Annotated in this window: 16 protein-coding genes; 6 read left to right on the top strand and 10 right to left on the bottom strand. The window is 41.7% G+C overall.

From position 1 onward, the window contains the following. Position 1: 1 nt before the first annotated feature. From rplV to rpsJ, 7 genes are read right to left on the bottom strand one after another with little or no spacing between them, the layout of a single operon-like run. Positions 2-331, bottom strand: coding sequence for a 50S ribosomal protein L22 (gene rplV, locus Q4574_RS02445; protein ID WP_008845781.1), 330 nt, complete (start codon positions 329-331; stop codon positions 2-4). A gap of 11 nt (positions 332-342) precedes the next feature. Further along, complete coding sequence (gene rpsS, locus Q4574_RS02450; RefSeq protein WP_014107406.1) at positions 343-618, bottom strand: 30S ribosomal protein S19; 276 nt, start codon at positions 616-618, stop codon at positions 343-345. Between the two features lie 15 nt (positions 619-633). Further along, the gene (gene rplB / locus Q4574_RS02455; protein WP_303471038.1) at positions 634-1,458 is read right to left on the bottom strand and encodes a 50S ribosomal protein L2; all 825 of its coding nucleotides are present in this window, start codon (positions 1,456-1,458) and stop codon (positions 634-636) included. A gap of 14 nt (positions 1,459-1,472) precedes the next feature. Next, positions 1,473-1,775 (bottom strand): 50S ribosomal protein L23, encoded by a 303-nt coding sequence (gene rplW, locus Q4574_RS02460; protein ID WP_216048886.1) that lies wholly within the window; start codon positions 1,773-1,775, stop codon positions 1,473-1,475. Beyond that, positions 1,772-2,377, bottom strand: coding sequence for a 50S ribosomal protein L4 (rplD, locus tag Q4574_RS02465; RefSeq protein WP_216048887.1), 606 nt, complete (start codon positions 2,375-2,377; stop codon positions 1,772-1,774). The genes rplW and rplD overlap by 4 nt, the downstream gene beginning before the upstream one ends. Before the next feature lie 17 nt (positions 2,378-2,394). Further along, positions 2,395-3,033, bottom strand: coding sequence for a 50S ribosomal protein L3 (rplC, locus tag Q4574_RS02470; RefSeq protein WP_303471042.1), 639 nt, complete (start codon positions 3,031-3,033; stop codon positions 2,395-2,397). A gap of 18 nt (positions 3,034-3,051) precedes the next feature. Continuing rightward, positions 3,052-3,363 carry a 30S ribosomal protein S10 gene (gene rpsJ / locus Q4574_RS02475; RefSeq protein WP_006002183.1) on the bottom strand — a complete coding sequence of 104 codons (312 nt, stop codon included), beginning with the start codon at positions 3,361-3,363 and terminating at the stop codon, positions 3,052-3,054. A 456-nt stretch (positions 3,364-3,819) separates the two neighbouring features. On the opposite strand from rpsJ, the gene Q4574_RS02480 reads away from it, so the two are divergent. The 4 genes from Q4574_RS02480 to Q4574_RS02495 all read left to right on the top strand — a co-directional run bounded on the left by Q4574_RS02480 (position 3,820) and on the right by Q4574_RS02495 (position 6,939). Continuing rightward, positions 3,820-3,987, top strand: a complete 168-nt coding sequence (locus Q4574_RS02480) for a class IIb bacteriocin, lactobin A/cerein 7B family (protein ID WP_303471048.1) — start codon at positions 3,820-3,822, stop codon at positions 3,985-3,987. Between the two features lie 17 nt (positions 3,988-4,004). After that, a complete protein-coding gene (locus tag Q4574_RS02485) occupies positions 4,005-4,160 on the top strand; it encodes a bacteriocin (RefSeq protein ID WP_303471050.1) in 156 nt (51 codons plus the stop codon). A gap of 281 nt (positions 4,161-4,441) precedes the next feature. Further along, the gene (locus Q4574_RS02490) at positions 4,442-4,654 is read left to right on the top strand and encodes a hypothetical protein (protein ID WP_303471053.1); all 213 of its coding nucleotides are present in this window, start codon (positions 4,442-4,444) and stop codon (positions 4,652-4,654) included. A gap of 62 nt (positions 4,655-4,716) precedes the next feature. After that, on the top strand, positions 4,717-6,939 hold the full coding sequence (locus Q4574_RS02495; RefSeq protein ID WP_303471055.1) for a GspE/PulE family protein: 2,223 nt from the start codon (positions 4,717-4,719) through the stop codon (positions 6,937-6,939). An 89-nt stretch (positions 6,940-7,028) separates the two neighbouring features. Here Q4574_RS02495 and Q4574_RS02500 read toward each other — a convergent pair whose 3' ends face one another. Continuing rightward, positions 7,029-8,465, bottom strand: a complete 1,437-nt coding sequence (locus Q4574_RS02500; protein ID WP_303471057.1) for a DUF5610 domain-containing protein — start codon at positions 8,463-8,465, stop codon at positions 7,029-7,031. A gap of 215 nt (positions 8,466-8,680) precedes the next feature. Between Q4574_RS02500 and trmA the strand changes: the two genes are divergently transcribed. Further along, positions 8,681-9,787 (top strand): tRNA (uridine(54)-C5)-methyltransferase TrmA, encoded by a 1,107-nt coding sequence (gene trmA, locus Q4574_RS02505; protein WP_303471060.1) that lies wholly within the window; start codon positions 8,681-8,683, stop codon positions 9,785-9,787. A 1-nt stretch (position 9,788) separates the two neighbouring features. On the opposite strand, the gene fabR is transcribed toward trmA, so the two are convergent. Then, on the bottom strand, positions 9,789-10,406 hold the full coding sequence (gene fabR / locus Q4574_RS02510; protein ID WP_303471062.1) for an HTH-type transcriptional repressor FabR: 618 nt from the start codon (positions 10,404-10,406) through the stop codon (positions 9,789-9,791). 146 nt (positions 10,407-10,552) lie between these two features. On the opposite strand from fabR, the gene Q4574_RS02515 reads away from it, so the two are divergent. Then, positions 10,553-11,668: a fatty acid desaturase gene (locus Q4574_RS02515; RefSeq protein WP_303471064.1), complete on the top strand. Its 1,116-nt coding sequence runs from the start codon at positions 10,553-10,555 to the stop codon at positions 11,666-11,668. A gap of 491 nt (positions 11,669-12,159) precedes the next feature. Here Q4574_RS02515 and Q4574_RS02520 read toward each other — a convergent pair whose 3' ends face one another. Continuing rightward, the gene (locus Q4574_RS02520) at positions 12,160-12,471 is read right to left on the bottom strand and encodes a pyridine nucleotide transhydrogenase (RefSeq protein WP_303471066.1); all 312 of its coding nucleotides are present in this window, start codon (positions 12,469-12,471) and stop codon (positions 12,160-12,162) included. Between the last annotated feature and the right edge of the window lie 38 nt (positions 12,472-12,509).

Genomic DNA, 12,509 nt, shown 5'->3' on the forward strand with positions numbered 1-12,509 from the left:
CCTAGTCCGCTACTACAACAGTGATATGACTGCTGCGTTTAAAGATACGATCAGCTCGGCCTTTGGCTCGTGGCTTGATACGCTTCATAGTTGGGCCTTCATCAACGAAGATTTTTGCGACAGTCAACTCATCGATGTCTGCGCCTTCATTGTGTTCAGCGTTCGCAATCGCAGACTCTAGTACTTTTTTGACTAGAGCAGCACTTTTCTTCGGACTATAAGTCAGAACTTCAAGCGCCTTTTCAACGTGTAAACCGCGAATTTGATCTGCAACCAAGCGTGCTTTCTGAGCCGAAGAACGGGCAAAACGATGTTTAGCTAAAGCTTCCATAATTTTTCCTCTTATCTCTTCGCTTTCTTATCCGCGACATGGCCGCGGTAAGTACGCGTTGGAGCAAATTCGCCCAACTTATGGCCAACCATTTCGTCAGAGACGAAAACAGGTACGTGCTGGCGACCGTTATGGACCGCAATGGTCAACCCAATCATATCTGGGATGATCATGGAGCGACGAGACCAAGTCTTAATTGGTTTCTTTTCGCCCTTTTCCACTGCAGCCTCTACCTTCTTCAGCAAGTGCAGGTCAATAAATGGACCTTTCTTGAGAGAACGTGGCATGGTGAATCCTCGCTGTTACTTGTTACGACGACGTACGATAAGTTTATCGGTACGCTTGTTACTACGGGTTTTCTTACCCTTAGTTGGTACACCCCAAGGTGAAACTGGATGACGGCCACCAGAGGTACGACCTTCACCACCACCATGTGGGTGATCTACTGGGTTCATGGCTACACCACGAACTGTTGGACGCACACCGCGCCAACGTGTTGCACCAGCTTTACCTAGTGAACGTAGCATATGTTCAGCGTTACCCACTTCACCAATGGTGGCGCGGCAATCAGCTAAAACACGGCGTACTTCACCAGAACGTAGACGAAGTGTTACATAACCTTCGGCACGCGCTAATATTTGTGCATATTGACCTGCAGAACGAGCAATTTGAGCACCTTTACCAGGCTTCATCTCAATAGCGTGTACAGTTGTACCTACTGGGATGTTACGCATTGGCATGGCGTTACCCGCTTTGATTGGCGCATCAGAACCAGACTGCAAAGCTTGTCCAGCTTGAGCACCTTTCGGAGCAAGAATATAACGACGCTCACCATCAGCATAAAGCACAAGTGCAATATTAGCTGAACGGTTAGGATCGTATTCCAAACGTTCAATTTTGGCTGGAATGCCGTCTTTGTTACGTTTGAAGTCAATTATACGATAATGCTGTTTGTGACCACCACCAATGTGACGCACAGTAATGCGACCATTGTTGTTACGACCACCAGACTTGCTGTTTTTCTCAAGTAGTGGTGCGTAAGGTGCGCCTTTATGTAGGTCAGGATTTGTAACCTGAACTACGTGACGACGACCTGCAGAAGTCGGCTTAGCTTTTAATAATGGCATATCAAATCCCCTTCTTAAGCTTCGCCACCGACGAAGTCGATGTCTTGACCTTCTTTAAGCACAACATATGCTTTTTTCCAGTCGTTACGCTTACCAAAAGACTGACCGTGACGCTTGGTTTTACCCTTCACGTTTAAGGTACGAACACTGCTAACTTCAACTTCAAACAGTTTTTCAACTGCCGCTTTGATTTCAGCTTTGTTTGCGTCTTTTACGACTTTGAAAACAACAGCGTTGTTGCCTTCAGCAGCCATGGTTGATTTTTCAGAAACATGCGGTGCTAAAAGCACCTTAAGTAAACGCTCTTCAGAGATCATGCTAACGACTCCTCTAGCTGTTTAACTGCATCGGCAGTGATTAACACTTTTTCGAATGCAATTAAGCTTACTGGGTCAATGCCTTGAACATCACGTACGTCAACTTTATATAAGTTACGAGCAGCTAAGAACAAGTTCTCTTCTACTTCAGACGTTACGATTAACACGTCGTTAAGCTCAAGTTCGTCAAGCTTAGCAATCAATGCTTTTGTTTTAGGTGCATCAACACCAAATTTTTCTACCACAATCAAACGATCTTGACGTACCAATTCAGAAAGGATGCTACGGATAGCTCCACGGTACATCTTTTTGTTCACTTTTTGACTGTGATCTTGAGGTTTGGCTGCAAACGCACGACCACCACCAACCCAAATTGGGCTGCGGATTGTACCAGCACGGGCACGACCTGTACCTTTTTGACGCCAAGGCTTCTTGCCACCGCCTCTAACTTCAGAGCGTGTTTTTTGTGCTTTAGAACCCTGACGGGCACCTGCACCGTAAGCCACTACTACTTGGTGTACTAGCGCTTCGTTAAAATCACGTCCAAAGGTTGCTTCGGAGACTTCAAGAGCGCTATTCGCGTCTTTCAATACTAATTCCATCACTTAACTCCCAGACGTTACGCTTTAACTGCAGGCTTGACGATAACGTCACTGCCTGGAGCACCAGGTACTGCACCTTTGATTAGAAGAAGGTTGTTCTCTGCGTCAACACGGACTAGTTCCAAAGATTGAGTAGTCACAGCTTTATTGCCTAATTGGCCAGCCATTTTCTTCCCTTTGAAAACTTTACCTGGGGATTGGTTTTGACCAATCGAACCAGGAGCACGGTGAGACAAAGAGTTACCATGTGTCATACGTTGGTGACTAAAGTTCCAACGTTTGATAGCACCGGCAAAACCTTTACCTTTAGAAGTTCCAGCAACATCAACTTTGGTAGCTTCAGTAAAAATTTCAACAGTAATTTCACTGCCTACTTCGATACCTTCACCTTCGTTGTTATCTAAACGAAACTCCCATAAACCACGGCCTGCTTCCACGCCAGCTTTAGCAAAATGACCTGCTGCAGCTTTATTTACGCGGTTTGCTTTTTTATCACCAGCGGTTACTTGTAGCGCGCGATACCCATCTGTTTCATCAGTACGTAACTGAGTCACACGGTTTGGGGTCGCTTCTATAACAGTCACAGGAATTGAAATACCATCTTCAGTGAAGATGCGAGTCATTCCTACTTTACGACCGATAAGACCAATCGCCATTGTTAAAACCCTCTCTTGTTAGCCCAGGCTGATTTGAACATCAACACCGGCAGCCAAGTCCAATCTCATCAATGCATCAACTGTTTTATCAGTTGGTTCAATGATATCTACCAAACGCTTATGTGTACGGATTTCATACTGATCACGTGCGTCTTTGTTCACGTGAGGTGAAACCAATATTGTATAGCGTTCCTTGCGAGTAGGTAGTGGAATAGGACCGCTAACCTGAGCACCTGTACGTTTCGCAGTTTCAACGATTTCAGCCGTAGACTGATCGATCAACTTGTGATCAAACGCTTTCAAACGAATACGAATTCTTTGATTTGGCATCGATTAAGCTCCAATCGAAAGAACAAAAAAAACCATCCACACCAACCTTTCATTAGGTGGGAGGATGCATGTAAACCGATGACCCACAATTGGGGTCTTGTTCATAATATTTCGGCGTTCCCGCAAATTAATCTCTTTCGCTATTAATTATTGTTAGAACCGAAATCACTACCCATCAGGGCAAGTGGGCGCGAATTATACATGTGTACGGAATTAATGCAACGCCTATTACTAATTAAATGCAAGTTTATAAGGTTAAATTATAAACACAACAGAAAACCCCTCTTAAAACAATAAAAAACTGTACCAAGGAACAGGTGTATTTTAGTTACCATTTCACTAACCTTTTGATATTGCTTAGGCGCAAAGATGGTTACAAGGCCCAAAGCAATAAAAACGTTCTTTAGCTGTGCATTAGTAAAGGACAGTATTTTTTTAATCAAAAGGAATTCGCAAATGCGAGAATTGAATGAAATGCAATTAGAAGAAGTAAATGGTGGCGTCGCTCCTTTAATAGTAGCTTTTGGGGCTGGTATGAGTGCTGTTGGTTATATCAATAGTTTGCCTGGTCTTATGTCATTCGGTAGAGGACTAGGTTTCGGTTGGTATGATGCAACTCATTAATCATCAAGGGGCTTTACATGATTGAATTAAATAACAAAGAACTAATAGAAATATCCGGTGGTATGCCTGATAACGAGGTCGCAGGTTATGCGATAGGTTATGGCGTTGGTTATGTATTTAGTGGTAAAGCTGGTTATCAATTAGGTATTTCGATATACGAGTTTTTTCACTAAGTTAACTCAAGCTAAAGGGGTGTAATCCCCTTTTTTCTCTTTAATTTAAAAGGTGAGGAAAAACAATGAACCGCAAATTTGTCATATTCACTAATAGTATTTTATTTTTAATGATAGCAACCAATCTCTGGAGTGCTACATATAATTGGATCGTCAATGATATTAATATGTCGACCAACCCCAGTTTGCAAACCGCTCTGTTATACATTATTTGCGGTTTTCTTTTTAACCAACATGATGCAGTAAAGAAAACTTAAATACGACACAAAGGAGGCTAAACAATGGACCCTAAACTAATCACATTTATAAACTGGACGTTTTATATTTCAATAGCTTTTGCCTTGATTCAAGTTATAGGGAGTTGGTTAGAGGATGGCACCGACATTCTTGGAAATCCAGTGATGCATAGTGCAATGTTATTAATCATTATGAGCTTTTTATTCAACCAAAGTGTAAAACCAAACGAGTCCGAAGAAAAGCAATCTAAATCTTAGGTTTTGTTAATGATTACACTCAGTTATAGTTAGGGAATAAGTAATGACACTGACCGTAGTAGATGGCAACAGAACTGGTTATTGAAGAGACTCTTCAGAAAATAGATAGATTGTTGGAAGCTCATCCATCATTAATGGATGCATATCAGCAATTGGAACCGATAATTCTCAACTTGTTTGAAGCTCAGCGTATGAGTATTTTTCAACGCCGGCGTCAACATCAAGATTTGGTTGCCCGTTTTAAAACGGGTAAAGAGACGTTGCAAATCAAAGTTCCCATCAGTCCGCAGTCTATTGCTGGCTATGTTGCCCTGAGTCAAAAACCACTGTTAATTAGTGATCCTTATAATGTTCAGGAACTAGCTGATATTCACCCTAGGCTGAAGTTTGCTGACAAATTCGATAAAAATAGTTCCTTCAAGACTGAAAATATCATTTGTGTGCCTATTCTAAACGCTGGCGTACTCATGGGTGTCATGCAAATAATAAATAAAAAAGTAGGTGTTTTCGGTGATGCTGATTTGCGCTTAGCGAATTCATTATCAGAAATTTTAGGCAATAAATTTCGTTATGAGTTAGGTGGTACCAGTAATCCGTTTGATTATCTAGTCCACCGAAAGTTGATGTCTGAAAAAGATCTCAAGCAGTTTACTGAAACCAGTAAAGATATTCGTCAATTAATTCAACGCATGATCTCCGAAGCCCGCATTCCAGAAGATGAATTGGGAAATGCCCTTTCGGTTCACTATCAAGTTCCCTACATTAGTTATCTGCCTGAGAAATATCATGTTTTACAAAGTGGCAATAAGCTAAACCTGTCTTATTTAAAACGAAACTATGTGGTGGTATTAGCCGACGCCTCTGAAAACCCGATAGTTTTAATGGCAGAACCTAACAATGCTGCACTTTTAATGGAAATTGAAAGTGCCTTAGGGATAGACAGCTACGAAATCTCCGTAGGCTTGCCCAACCAGGTTTTACAATATTTAGGAGCCGGTGGTGGGGGCGGTGCGCCAGGAGAGATGGATGAAATACTGGACGAAATTGGTACCAGTAATGAAGAATTAGATGATACCAGTGAGGAGATGTCGGATGATGCTCCTGCAGTGGTACGTTTGGTTAGTCGAGTGTTACATGACGCAAAACGGTTAAATGCGTCAGATATTCATGTTGACCCGGAAAAGAACGGCCCAACACGGGTTCGAATGCGTATAGATGGCGTGTGCCGAGATATCACCCAAGTCCCCGCTTCTCATCATAGTGCGGTTATTGCCCGAATAAAAATCATGTCGAACTTAAACATCGCCGAGAAACGAGTCCCTCAAGATGGTAAGTTGGCATTTAAAATGTCTGGTCAATTGGTAGAAGTTCGAGTCGCCACTATACCTACGGTAGCCGGTGAAGGCGTGGTCATGCGGATATTGGCTTCTGGCGGCGCTTTGCCCATTGAAAAAATGAACATCTCTCCTAAAAATATGAGTATGTTAAGGGTAATGATTAAAAAGCCCCATGGAATATTGCTGGTTGTAGGCCCAACTGGCTCGGGGAAAACCACCACTTTGCATGCAATATTGGGTTATTTGAACACACCTGACAAGAAAATTTGGACCGCCGAAGACCCAGTGGAAATAACCCAGCCGGGTTTACAACAAGTGCAGGTGAGCCCAAAGATAGGATTTACCTTCGCTAATGCCTTAAGGGCTTTCTTACGTGCCGACCCTGACATTATTCTGATTGGTGAGATGCGGGATAAAGAAACGGCCCACGCAGGTATTGAAGCATCTCTAACGGGCCACTTGGTACTTTCTACTTTACATACCAACTCAGCGCCAGAAACCATTACTCGCTTATTAGATTTAGGATTAGATCCCGTTAACTTTTCAGATGCTTGTGTTGGTATTATGGCGCAACGTTTGATTCGTACGTTATGTTCGAATTGTAAAGAAACATACCAAGCAACTGAAACAGATATGTCCTTTATTCGTCGTCAATACGGCGAGCAATACCTTGAAGAACTGGATCTACAAGAGCCATTAATGTTGCATCGAGGTAAGGGGTGCGATGACTGTGGAGACACAGGATATAAAGGAAGAACTGGGGTCCATGAATTGTTGGCGATGACACCTGACCTTCGCTCTCTGGTGTATAAGGAAGCTTCGGTAACAGAGATGAAAGCCCAGGCCATGAAAGACGGAATGCGGACCCTTACTCAAGATGGGATTTTAAAAGTACTAAAAGGTGATACTGATATAGCACAAATCCAGATTATCAGCGGCACTGATTAATCTAGTCAGGCACTCATTATGTTAATTGAGTGCCTGTATGATTTAATATTGAATAGTCAACATCGATAAAGTAAAGCCCATAGATTCAGTTATTCTGCATCAGAACTTTGATTAGCGTTTGGTAGGTTAGCTAATAACTGCTTGTTAAACGCATGAAAATCGTTGATTGCAGTAACTAAATCATTGGTATCTAACTCTTGAACTTCATTAATAATACTATTAATTAACGAGTCGTACTGATCACCATCCGCTAATTTTTGTTGGGATTGCTCGAAAACATCCAGCATTTTTTGTAAGTAATCGCTCACTCTCTCCACTGGCTTCGATGAAGGTTCCTGTCGACTATTTTCGTCGCTATAATGGGAAACTGATTCATAGGCTTTGACAACCTCCACTTGCTCTTGTCGAGTCAGTTGCAACGCAAAACCAGTCAGCTCTTGTTCATCAAAACCAATTTCCAGGGCTTGCTCAAAGGCCTGCTCGATATCGCCTTCAAAAAACGTTGTCGCTAAATCATTGGCATCTGAAACAAGCTGTCCAATAGATTCTAACTCAGCTTCATCTAACTCACCGGATACAGAAAAACTGTAATTTTTCTGGCTAATAAAGACGGACTGTTGATTCACTGTCGGTTCGTTAGTTTCATCTGGAGTCTCAGTTTGAGGGTTGACCTGAGACGAACTTTCTTCAGGTTTAAGGCTGTCCACTTCTGCCTTTTCTTCATCAACCTTTGTATCTTCACTATTTAGTGTTTCAATATTGTCGGTCGCCGCTCGGGGAAGAACATCGTTGTGTTCAATGCTCGGTTCTTGATTAGTTTGCTTCTCTTGCTGCAATAATACCTGTCGATTCAATTCGAATTGTTTTAAATCTTCGAAACGAATAAGTACTTCGTCACCATCCTGGGTGCGGATCCTAAGTTCACCACTTTGTTGACTCGCTGCTGCAATACTATCTGTTTCATTGGAAATAGGTGACTGCAAGTCAGTATCTTCAGTTTCATCAGCGTTACCAAAAAGTCTATCCTGTAAACGCTGAATACCCTGTTCAATTAAATTAGCGCTACGGTCGATCCCGTCCGAAATTTCTTCATTCATAAAGCCAGACAAATCATTTTCCGCCAGCTTAATCCCTTTTGAAACACCGGAACGAGCTTGCTCAAATAACGTGTTTAATGTTTCTTCATCCGCGCCATTGCGGGCAGCGCCGGAGATCACTCCACTCACGAAATGAAGTACATTTTTAGCCACTTCTTCAAAGTCGAATAAGCTTTCATTTGTTTCTTCGGGATTCTTCAGATTTGCACGTTTACTATCTAACTCTATGGTTTGATTCAACGAATTACTGTAAATTCTCAACCCAACTGTGGTTTGCGAGCTGAGCTTGCTAACAGTAGATTCAGCAGACATACTCAGGCCTGCTTCGGCTTGTTTTAAACCCGCTTCTCGCAATTGATTTTTTATAGCGTCATTGGGGTTAACTTGGGTTTTATCTCCCATAAACGCTTTAATTTCGCCAAAATTCATTTGGAATACCTCACTATCCTCGTATAATAGTATCGACTATAAATTCACTTTATTGAGAAATTAAATTAAATAAATCAAGTATTTTGTGAAATAGTGAGTAAAATTAGTGAGTTACATATAGACTAAAAAACAAACAGCAAATTGCGTTTGCAAGCGCGTAAGAAATCTTTAAAATTCGCGAATCTTCTTATAATGCCAAACTTATCGAGTTCTTGATGCGACCTACAGAAATAGCCCCCCAATATTACCAAGCTCAACTCGACCAGAAAATAACCGTTTTAAACCATCAATTTGCGCAATTCAACATGCCCGAATTGGAAATTTTCGAGTCTGAAAAATTGCACTATAGAATGCGTGCGGAGTTTCGCGTTTGGCATGATGGAGACGAGCTGTTTCACATTATGTTTGACCAACAAAGCAAAGAAAAATACCGAGTCGACCAATTTCCTCCAGCCAGTAAACTTATTAATAAGGTGATGGCAGACTTAGTCGCGTTGCTAAAAGTTAATGACATAGCTCGACGAAAACTGTTCCAAATTGATTACTTGAGCACCTTAAGTGGAGAAATTGTTGTTTCACTGCTTTACCACAAAGCCTTAGATGAAAAATGGCTTGAACAAATTAACGACATTTTGAAGCAGTTAAGAAAACATTATCCTATCGATATTGTTGGTCGAGCTCGCAAACAAAAAATGTTAGTGGATAAAGACTTTGTAATCGAACATTTACCCGTCGGTGAAAGGATTTACAAATTCAAACAAATTGAAAATAGTTTTACTCAACCTAATGCACTAGTGAATCAGAAGATGGTGGAATGGGCCCTTGATGTGACCGCAAACAGCGAAGGGGACTTGTTAGAATTATATTGTGGCTTAGGCAACTTCAGTATTCCCATGGCACAAAACTTTAACCGTGTTTTAGCCACTGAGATTTCAAAAACATCAGTAGCCGCAGCCCAAGATAATATTGCCGCAAATCAAGCTCACAATGTCACCATATTGCGGATGTCCAGCGAAGAGTTTGTACAAGCTCAGGCTGGAGTCAGAACATTCAATCGACTCGAAGGGATAGATTTAACCCAGTACAACTGCCGCACCGTATTAGTGGATCCGCCTCGTGCTGGATTAGATGATGAAACCGTTTCTATGGTCAGTAACTATGACAATATTGTTTATATATCATGTAACCCAGAAACTTTACTCGATAACTTAAACAGATTAACTGAAACCCACGAAGTAAAGCGTTTTGCTATGTTTGACCAATTTCCTTATACCCATCATGTTGAAGCAGGTGTTTATTTAGTGCGGAAAAACACAAATTAAGTTATATGGACTCGTTACTCTTAGCGAATTCCAAAGAACCGTTTGTAATGAACCTTAACTGAATTTTCAATCGCATCGCCAACTGCTCTCGTTGAATGGGATCTAAATCTAAGGCTTCTGCTCCTGTGCTAAATACCAGCTTAACCATAGCTTCAGCTTGTAGATTTGCGAGCTTTTTACTTAAACCTGTTGTAGCCACCGTATAATCAGTTAATTCCTCGGTGAAATGTTGAATTTCTCTGAATACTGCGGCTCTGAACGCGTTTGAGGTACCCGTGTGTTCCCTTAACAATAATCTAAAAATATTGCTATTGGCGGAAATGAATTCCATAAATGTATCAATGGATGTGCTTATGACACCACCGCCAGAGGCAATTCTTACCCGCGCTTGACGCATCAACTGACGCAATGTTAACCCTGCTTCATCCACTAAAGTCAGACCTAACTCATCGATATCTTTAAAGTGACGATAAAATGAGGTTGGCGCGATACCCGCAGCTCTAGCTACCTCTCTTAAGCTCATGCTAGAAAAACTGTGCTGTTCATCTAAAAGTCCAAAAGCGGCATCTATAATTGCACGACGTGTTTTTAGTTTTTGTTGTTGTCGAGTTTGAATCACTTAGTACCCTTAGATATTTCCAGTAGTGACAAAATTATTAGAACGAATTACACCCTAGGTTAACAACCTTTTCAATTTATTTACTTGATAAAGTAGGCCGCTCAGGATAAATTAGCGTACAGTTGTAAGCTCAAAAGCATTTTTAAATGAACAAACCTCGTCTATTGTTGACCAATATTTTGGTCTTTCTTATTACCGGTGTCATTGCTGTGGTTGGTGTTCCCTTGGAAGCATATTTCAATGGATTCGACGCATATGAAGTGATGGCCTGTATTTTCTTAATTTATTTTTCTGGTATGTCGATAACTGCTGGCTACCACAGATTATGGTCTCATAAAGCCTACGAGACGAACGCAGTCGTTCGCTTTATTTTAGCCGTTGGTGGTGCAATGGCACTGCAAAATAGTATTTTACATTGGAGTTCTGATCATAGGGTACACCACAAGTTTGTCGATCAAAATGGCAAGGATCCTTATTCAGCTAAGCGTGGATTTCTTTTCTCCCATATAGGTTGGATGCTTAGAGACTATGAATCCCATCGATATGACGACTATAAAAACTGTCGCGACTTGCAAAAAGATGCCATTGTTATGTGGCAGCACAAATATTATTTGCCAATCGTTCTGGCGACCAATTTTGGTATCCCTATGGTATTAGGGTTTCTCAATGGTGATGTATTAGGTATGTTGCTATTGGCAGGTGTGTTCAGATTAGTTGTTGTGCACCATGTCACTTTTTTCATCAATTCCCTTGCTCATATATGGGGGAAACAGCCTTATACCGACAAAAATACTGCTCGAGACAACGGAATATTAGCCTTTTTCACCTTTGGTGAGGGCTATCACAATTACCACCATATTTTCGAATATGACTACCGCAACGGTATCCGTTGGTGGCATTTTGATCCAACCAAATGGTTGATTCGCGGGTTATCCGCTTTGAAATTGGCTAAGAACTTGCGACGCTGTCCAGAAGAAAGGATTGAAAAAGCGCGTTTCGAAATGATGATGAAGCGTACCCAAAAGAGAATTTCGAGTTTGCCTGACGCCGACGAAATTCTGGTGAAATTACAACATGAATACGACGTATTAGTTGCCAAAATGAGTGATTATTACGCGGCCAAGAAAAAGCTGTTGGAAATTAAACAAGCCCGTTTGAAAAAGAGTTACGACAATTTTGAAATTGCCAACAAATACGAAGAATTAAAGCTGAGTATGGTTTTACAAAAGCAAAAGTTCTACGAATTGTATCAAATGGCATAGGTATTAATCGGCTGGCAGGGTTGTTTAGAGAGTTCCTGTAGGCGGGCGCTTTAGCCCCGCGGCGTGTTGGAAACATTCCATGGCCTAAAGACCATGCTACAACATAGCCTGTAGGCGGGCGCTTTAGCCCCATGGCGTATTTGAAACATTCCATGGCCTAAAGACCATGCTACAACATAGCCTGTGGGCGGGTGCTTTAGCCCCGTGGCGTGTTGGAAACATTCCATGGTCTGAAGACCATGCTACAACATAGCCTGTAGGCGGGCGCTTTAGCCCCGTAGCGTGTTGGAAACATTCCATGGCCTAAAGACCATGCTACAACATAGCCTGTAGGCGGGTGCTTTAGCCCCGCAGCGTGTTCGAAACATTTCATGGTCTAAAGACCATGCTACAAGCCTCGCGGTTCTTGCGGAAATCGAGCGTTTAGTCGCACGATTACCGCGCAAAAAAAAACCTGACTGACGTCAGGTTTTTTTATAAGATTAATAAACTTAGCGTTGTACGGCTGCTGTTAACGATTGGTCCGTTAAAGCATCACGGTGAGCGACAACTTCGATTAACGCGTCTTTTGGATAATACTTAATGGTGGCCATAACGCCATCACTTTGAATATTTGCTTTTTCAGCAATATCCATTTGAACGTTTCGATAAGTCATGTTTTGGCTAATCTTGTTTGCCATGCATTGACTATTCACTTCAAACGATTGCTTGTCTACACAATCAAACGTTTTTAACTGATCGGCTTGAGCATGCGCAACCGTTCCTAAAGATAAGACGGCAAGAAAAGAAAATAATTTACGCATTGTGTTACTCCTATTTAATCATCGGTATTCCGATGTAA

It is taken from the genome of Aliiglaciecola sp. 3_MG-2023 (assembly GCF_030548205.1).
Lineage (GTDB): Bacteria > Pseudomonadota > Gammaproteobacteria > Enterobacterales > Alteromonadaceae > Aliiglaciecola.

Excerpts from the sequence above, each read along its gene's own strand:
- rplV (WP_008845781.1), bottom strand. The coding sequence starts at position 331 with ATGGAAGCTTTAGCTAAACATCGTTTTGCCCGTTCTTCGGCTCAGAAA.
- rpsS (WP_014107406.1), bottom strand. The coding sequence starts at position 618 with ATGCCACGTTCTCTCAAGAAAGGTCCATTTATTGACCTGCACTTGCTG.
- rplB (WP_303471038.1), bottom strand. The coding sequence starts at position 1,458 with ATGCCATTATTAAAAGCTAAGCCGACTTCTGCAGGTCGTCGTCACGTA.
- rplW (WP_216048886.1), bottom strand. The coding sequence starts at position 1,775 with ATGATCTCTGAAGAGCGTTTACTTAAGGTGCTTTTAGCACCGCATGTT.
- rplD (WP_216048887.1), bottom strand. The coding sequence starts at position 2,377 with ATGGAATTAGTATTGAAAGACGCGAATAGCGCTCTTGAAGTCTCCGAA.
- rplC (WP_303471042.1), bottom strand. The coding sequence starts at position 3,033 with ATGGCGATTGGTCTTATCGGTCGTAAAGTAGGAATGACTCGCATCTTC.
- rpsJ (WP_006002183.1), bottom strand. The coding sequence starts at position 3,363 with ATGCCAAATCAAAGAATTCGTATTCGTTTGAAAGCGTTTGATCACAAG.
- Q4574_RS02480 (WP_303471048.1), top strand. The coding sequence starts at position 3,820 with ATGCGAGAATTGAATGAAATGCAATTAGAAGAAGTAAATGGTGGCGTC.
- Q4574_RS02485 (WP_303471050.1), top strand. The coding sequence starts at position 4,005 with ATGATTGAATTAAATAACAAAGAACTAATAGAAATATCCGGTGGTATG.
- Q4574_RS02490 (WP_303471053.1), top strand. The coding sequence starts at position 4,442 with ATGGACCCTAAACTAATCACATTTATAAACTGGACGTTTTATATTTCA.
- Q4574_RS02495 (WP_303471055.1), top strand. The coding sequence starts at position 4,717 with ATGGCAACAGAACTGGTTATTGAAGAGACTCTTCAGAAAATAGATAGA.
- Q4574_RS02500 (WP_303471057.1), bottom strand. The coding sequence starts at position 8,465 with ATGAATTTTGGCGAAATTAAAGCGTTTATGGGAGATAAAACCCAAGTT.
- trmA (WP_303471060.1), top strand. The coding sequence starts at position 8,681 with ATGCGACCTACAGAAATAGCCCCCCAATATTACCAAGCTCAACTCGAC.
- Q4574_RS02515 (WP_303471064.1), top strand. The coding sequence starts at position 10,553 with ATGAACAAACCTCGTCTATTGTTGACCAATATTTTGGTCTTTCTTATT.
- Q4574_RS02520 (WP_303471066.1), bottom strand. The coding sequence starts at position 12,471 with ATGCGTAAATTATTTTCTTTTCTTGCCGTCTTATCTTTAGGAACGGTT.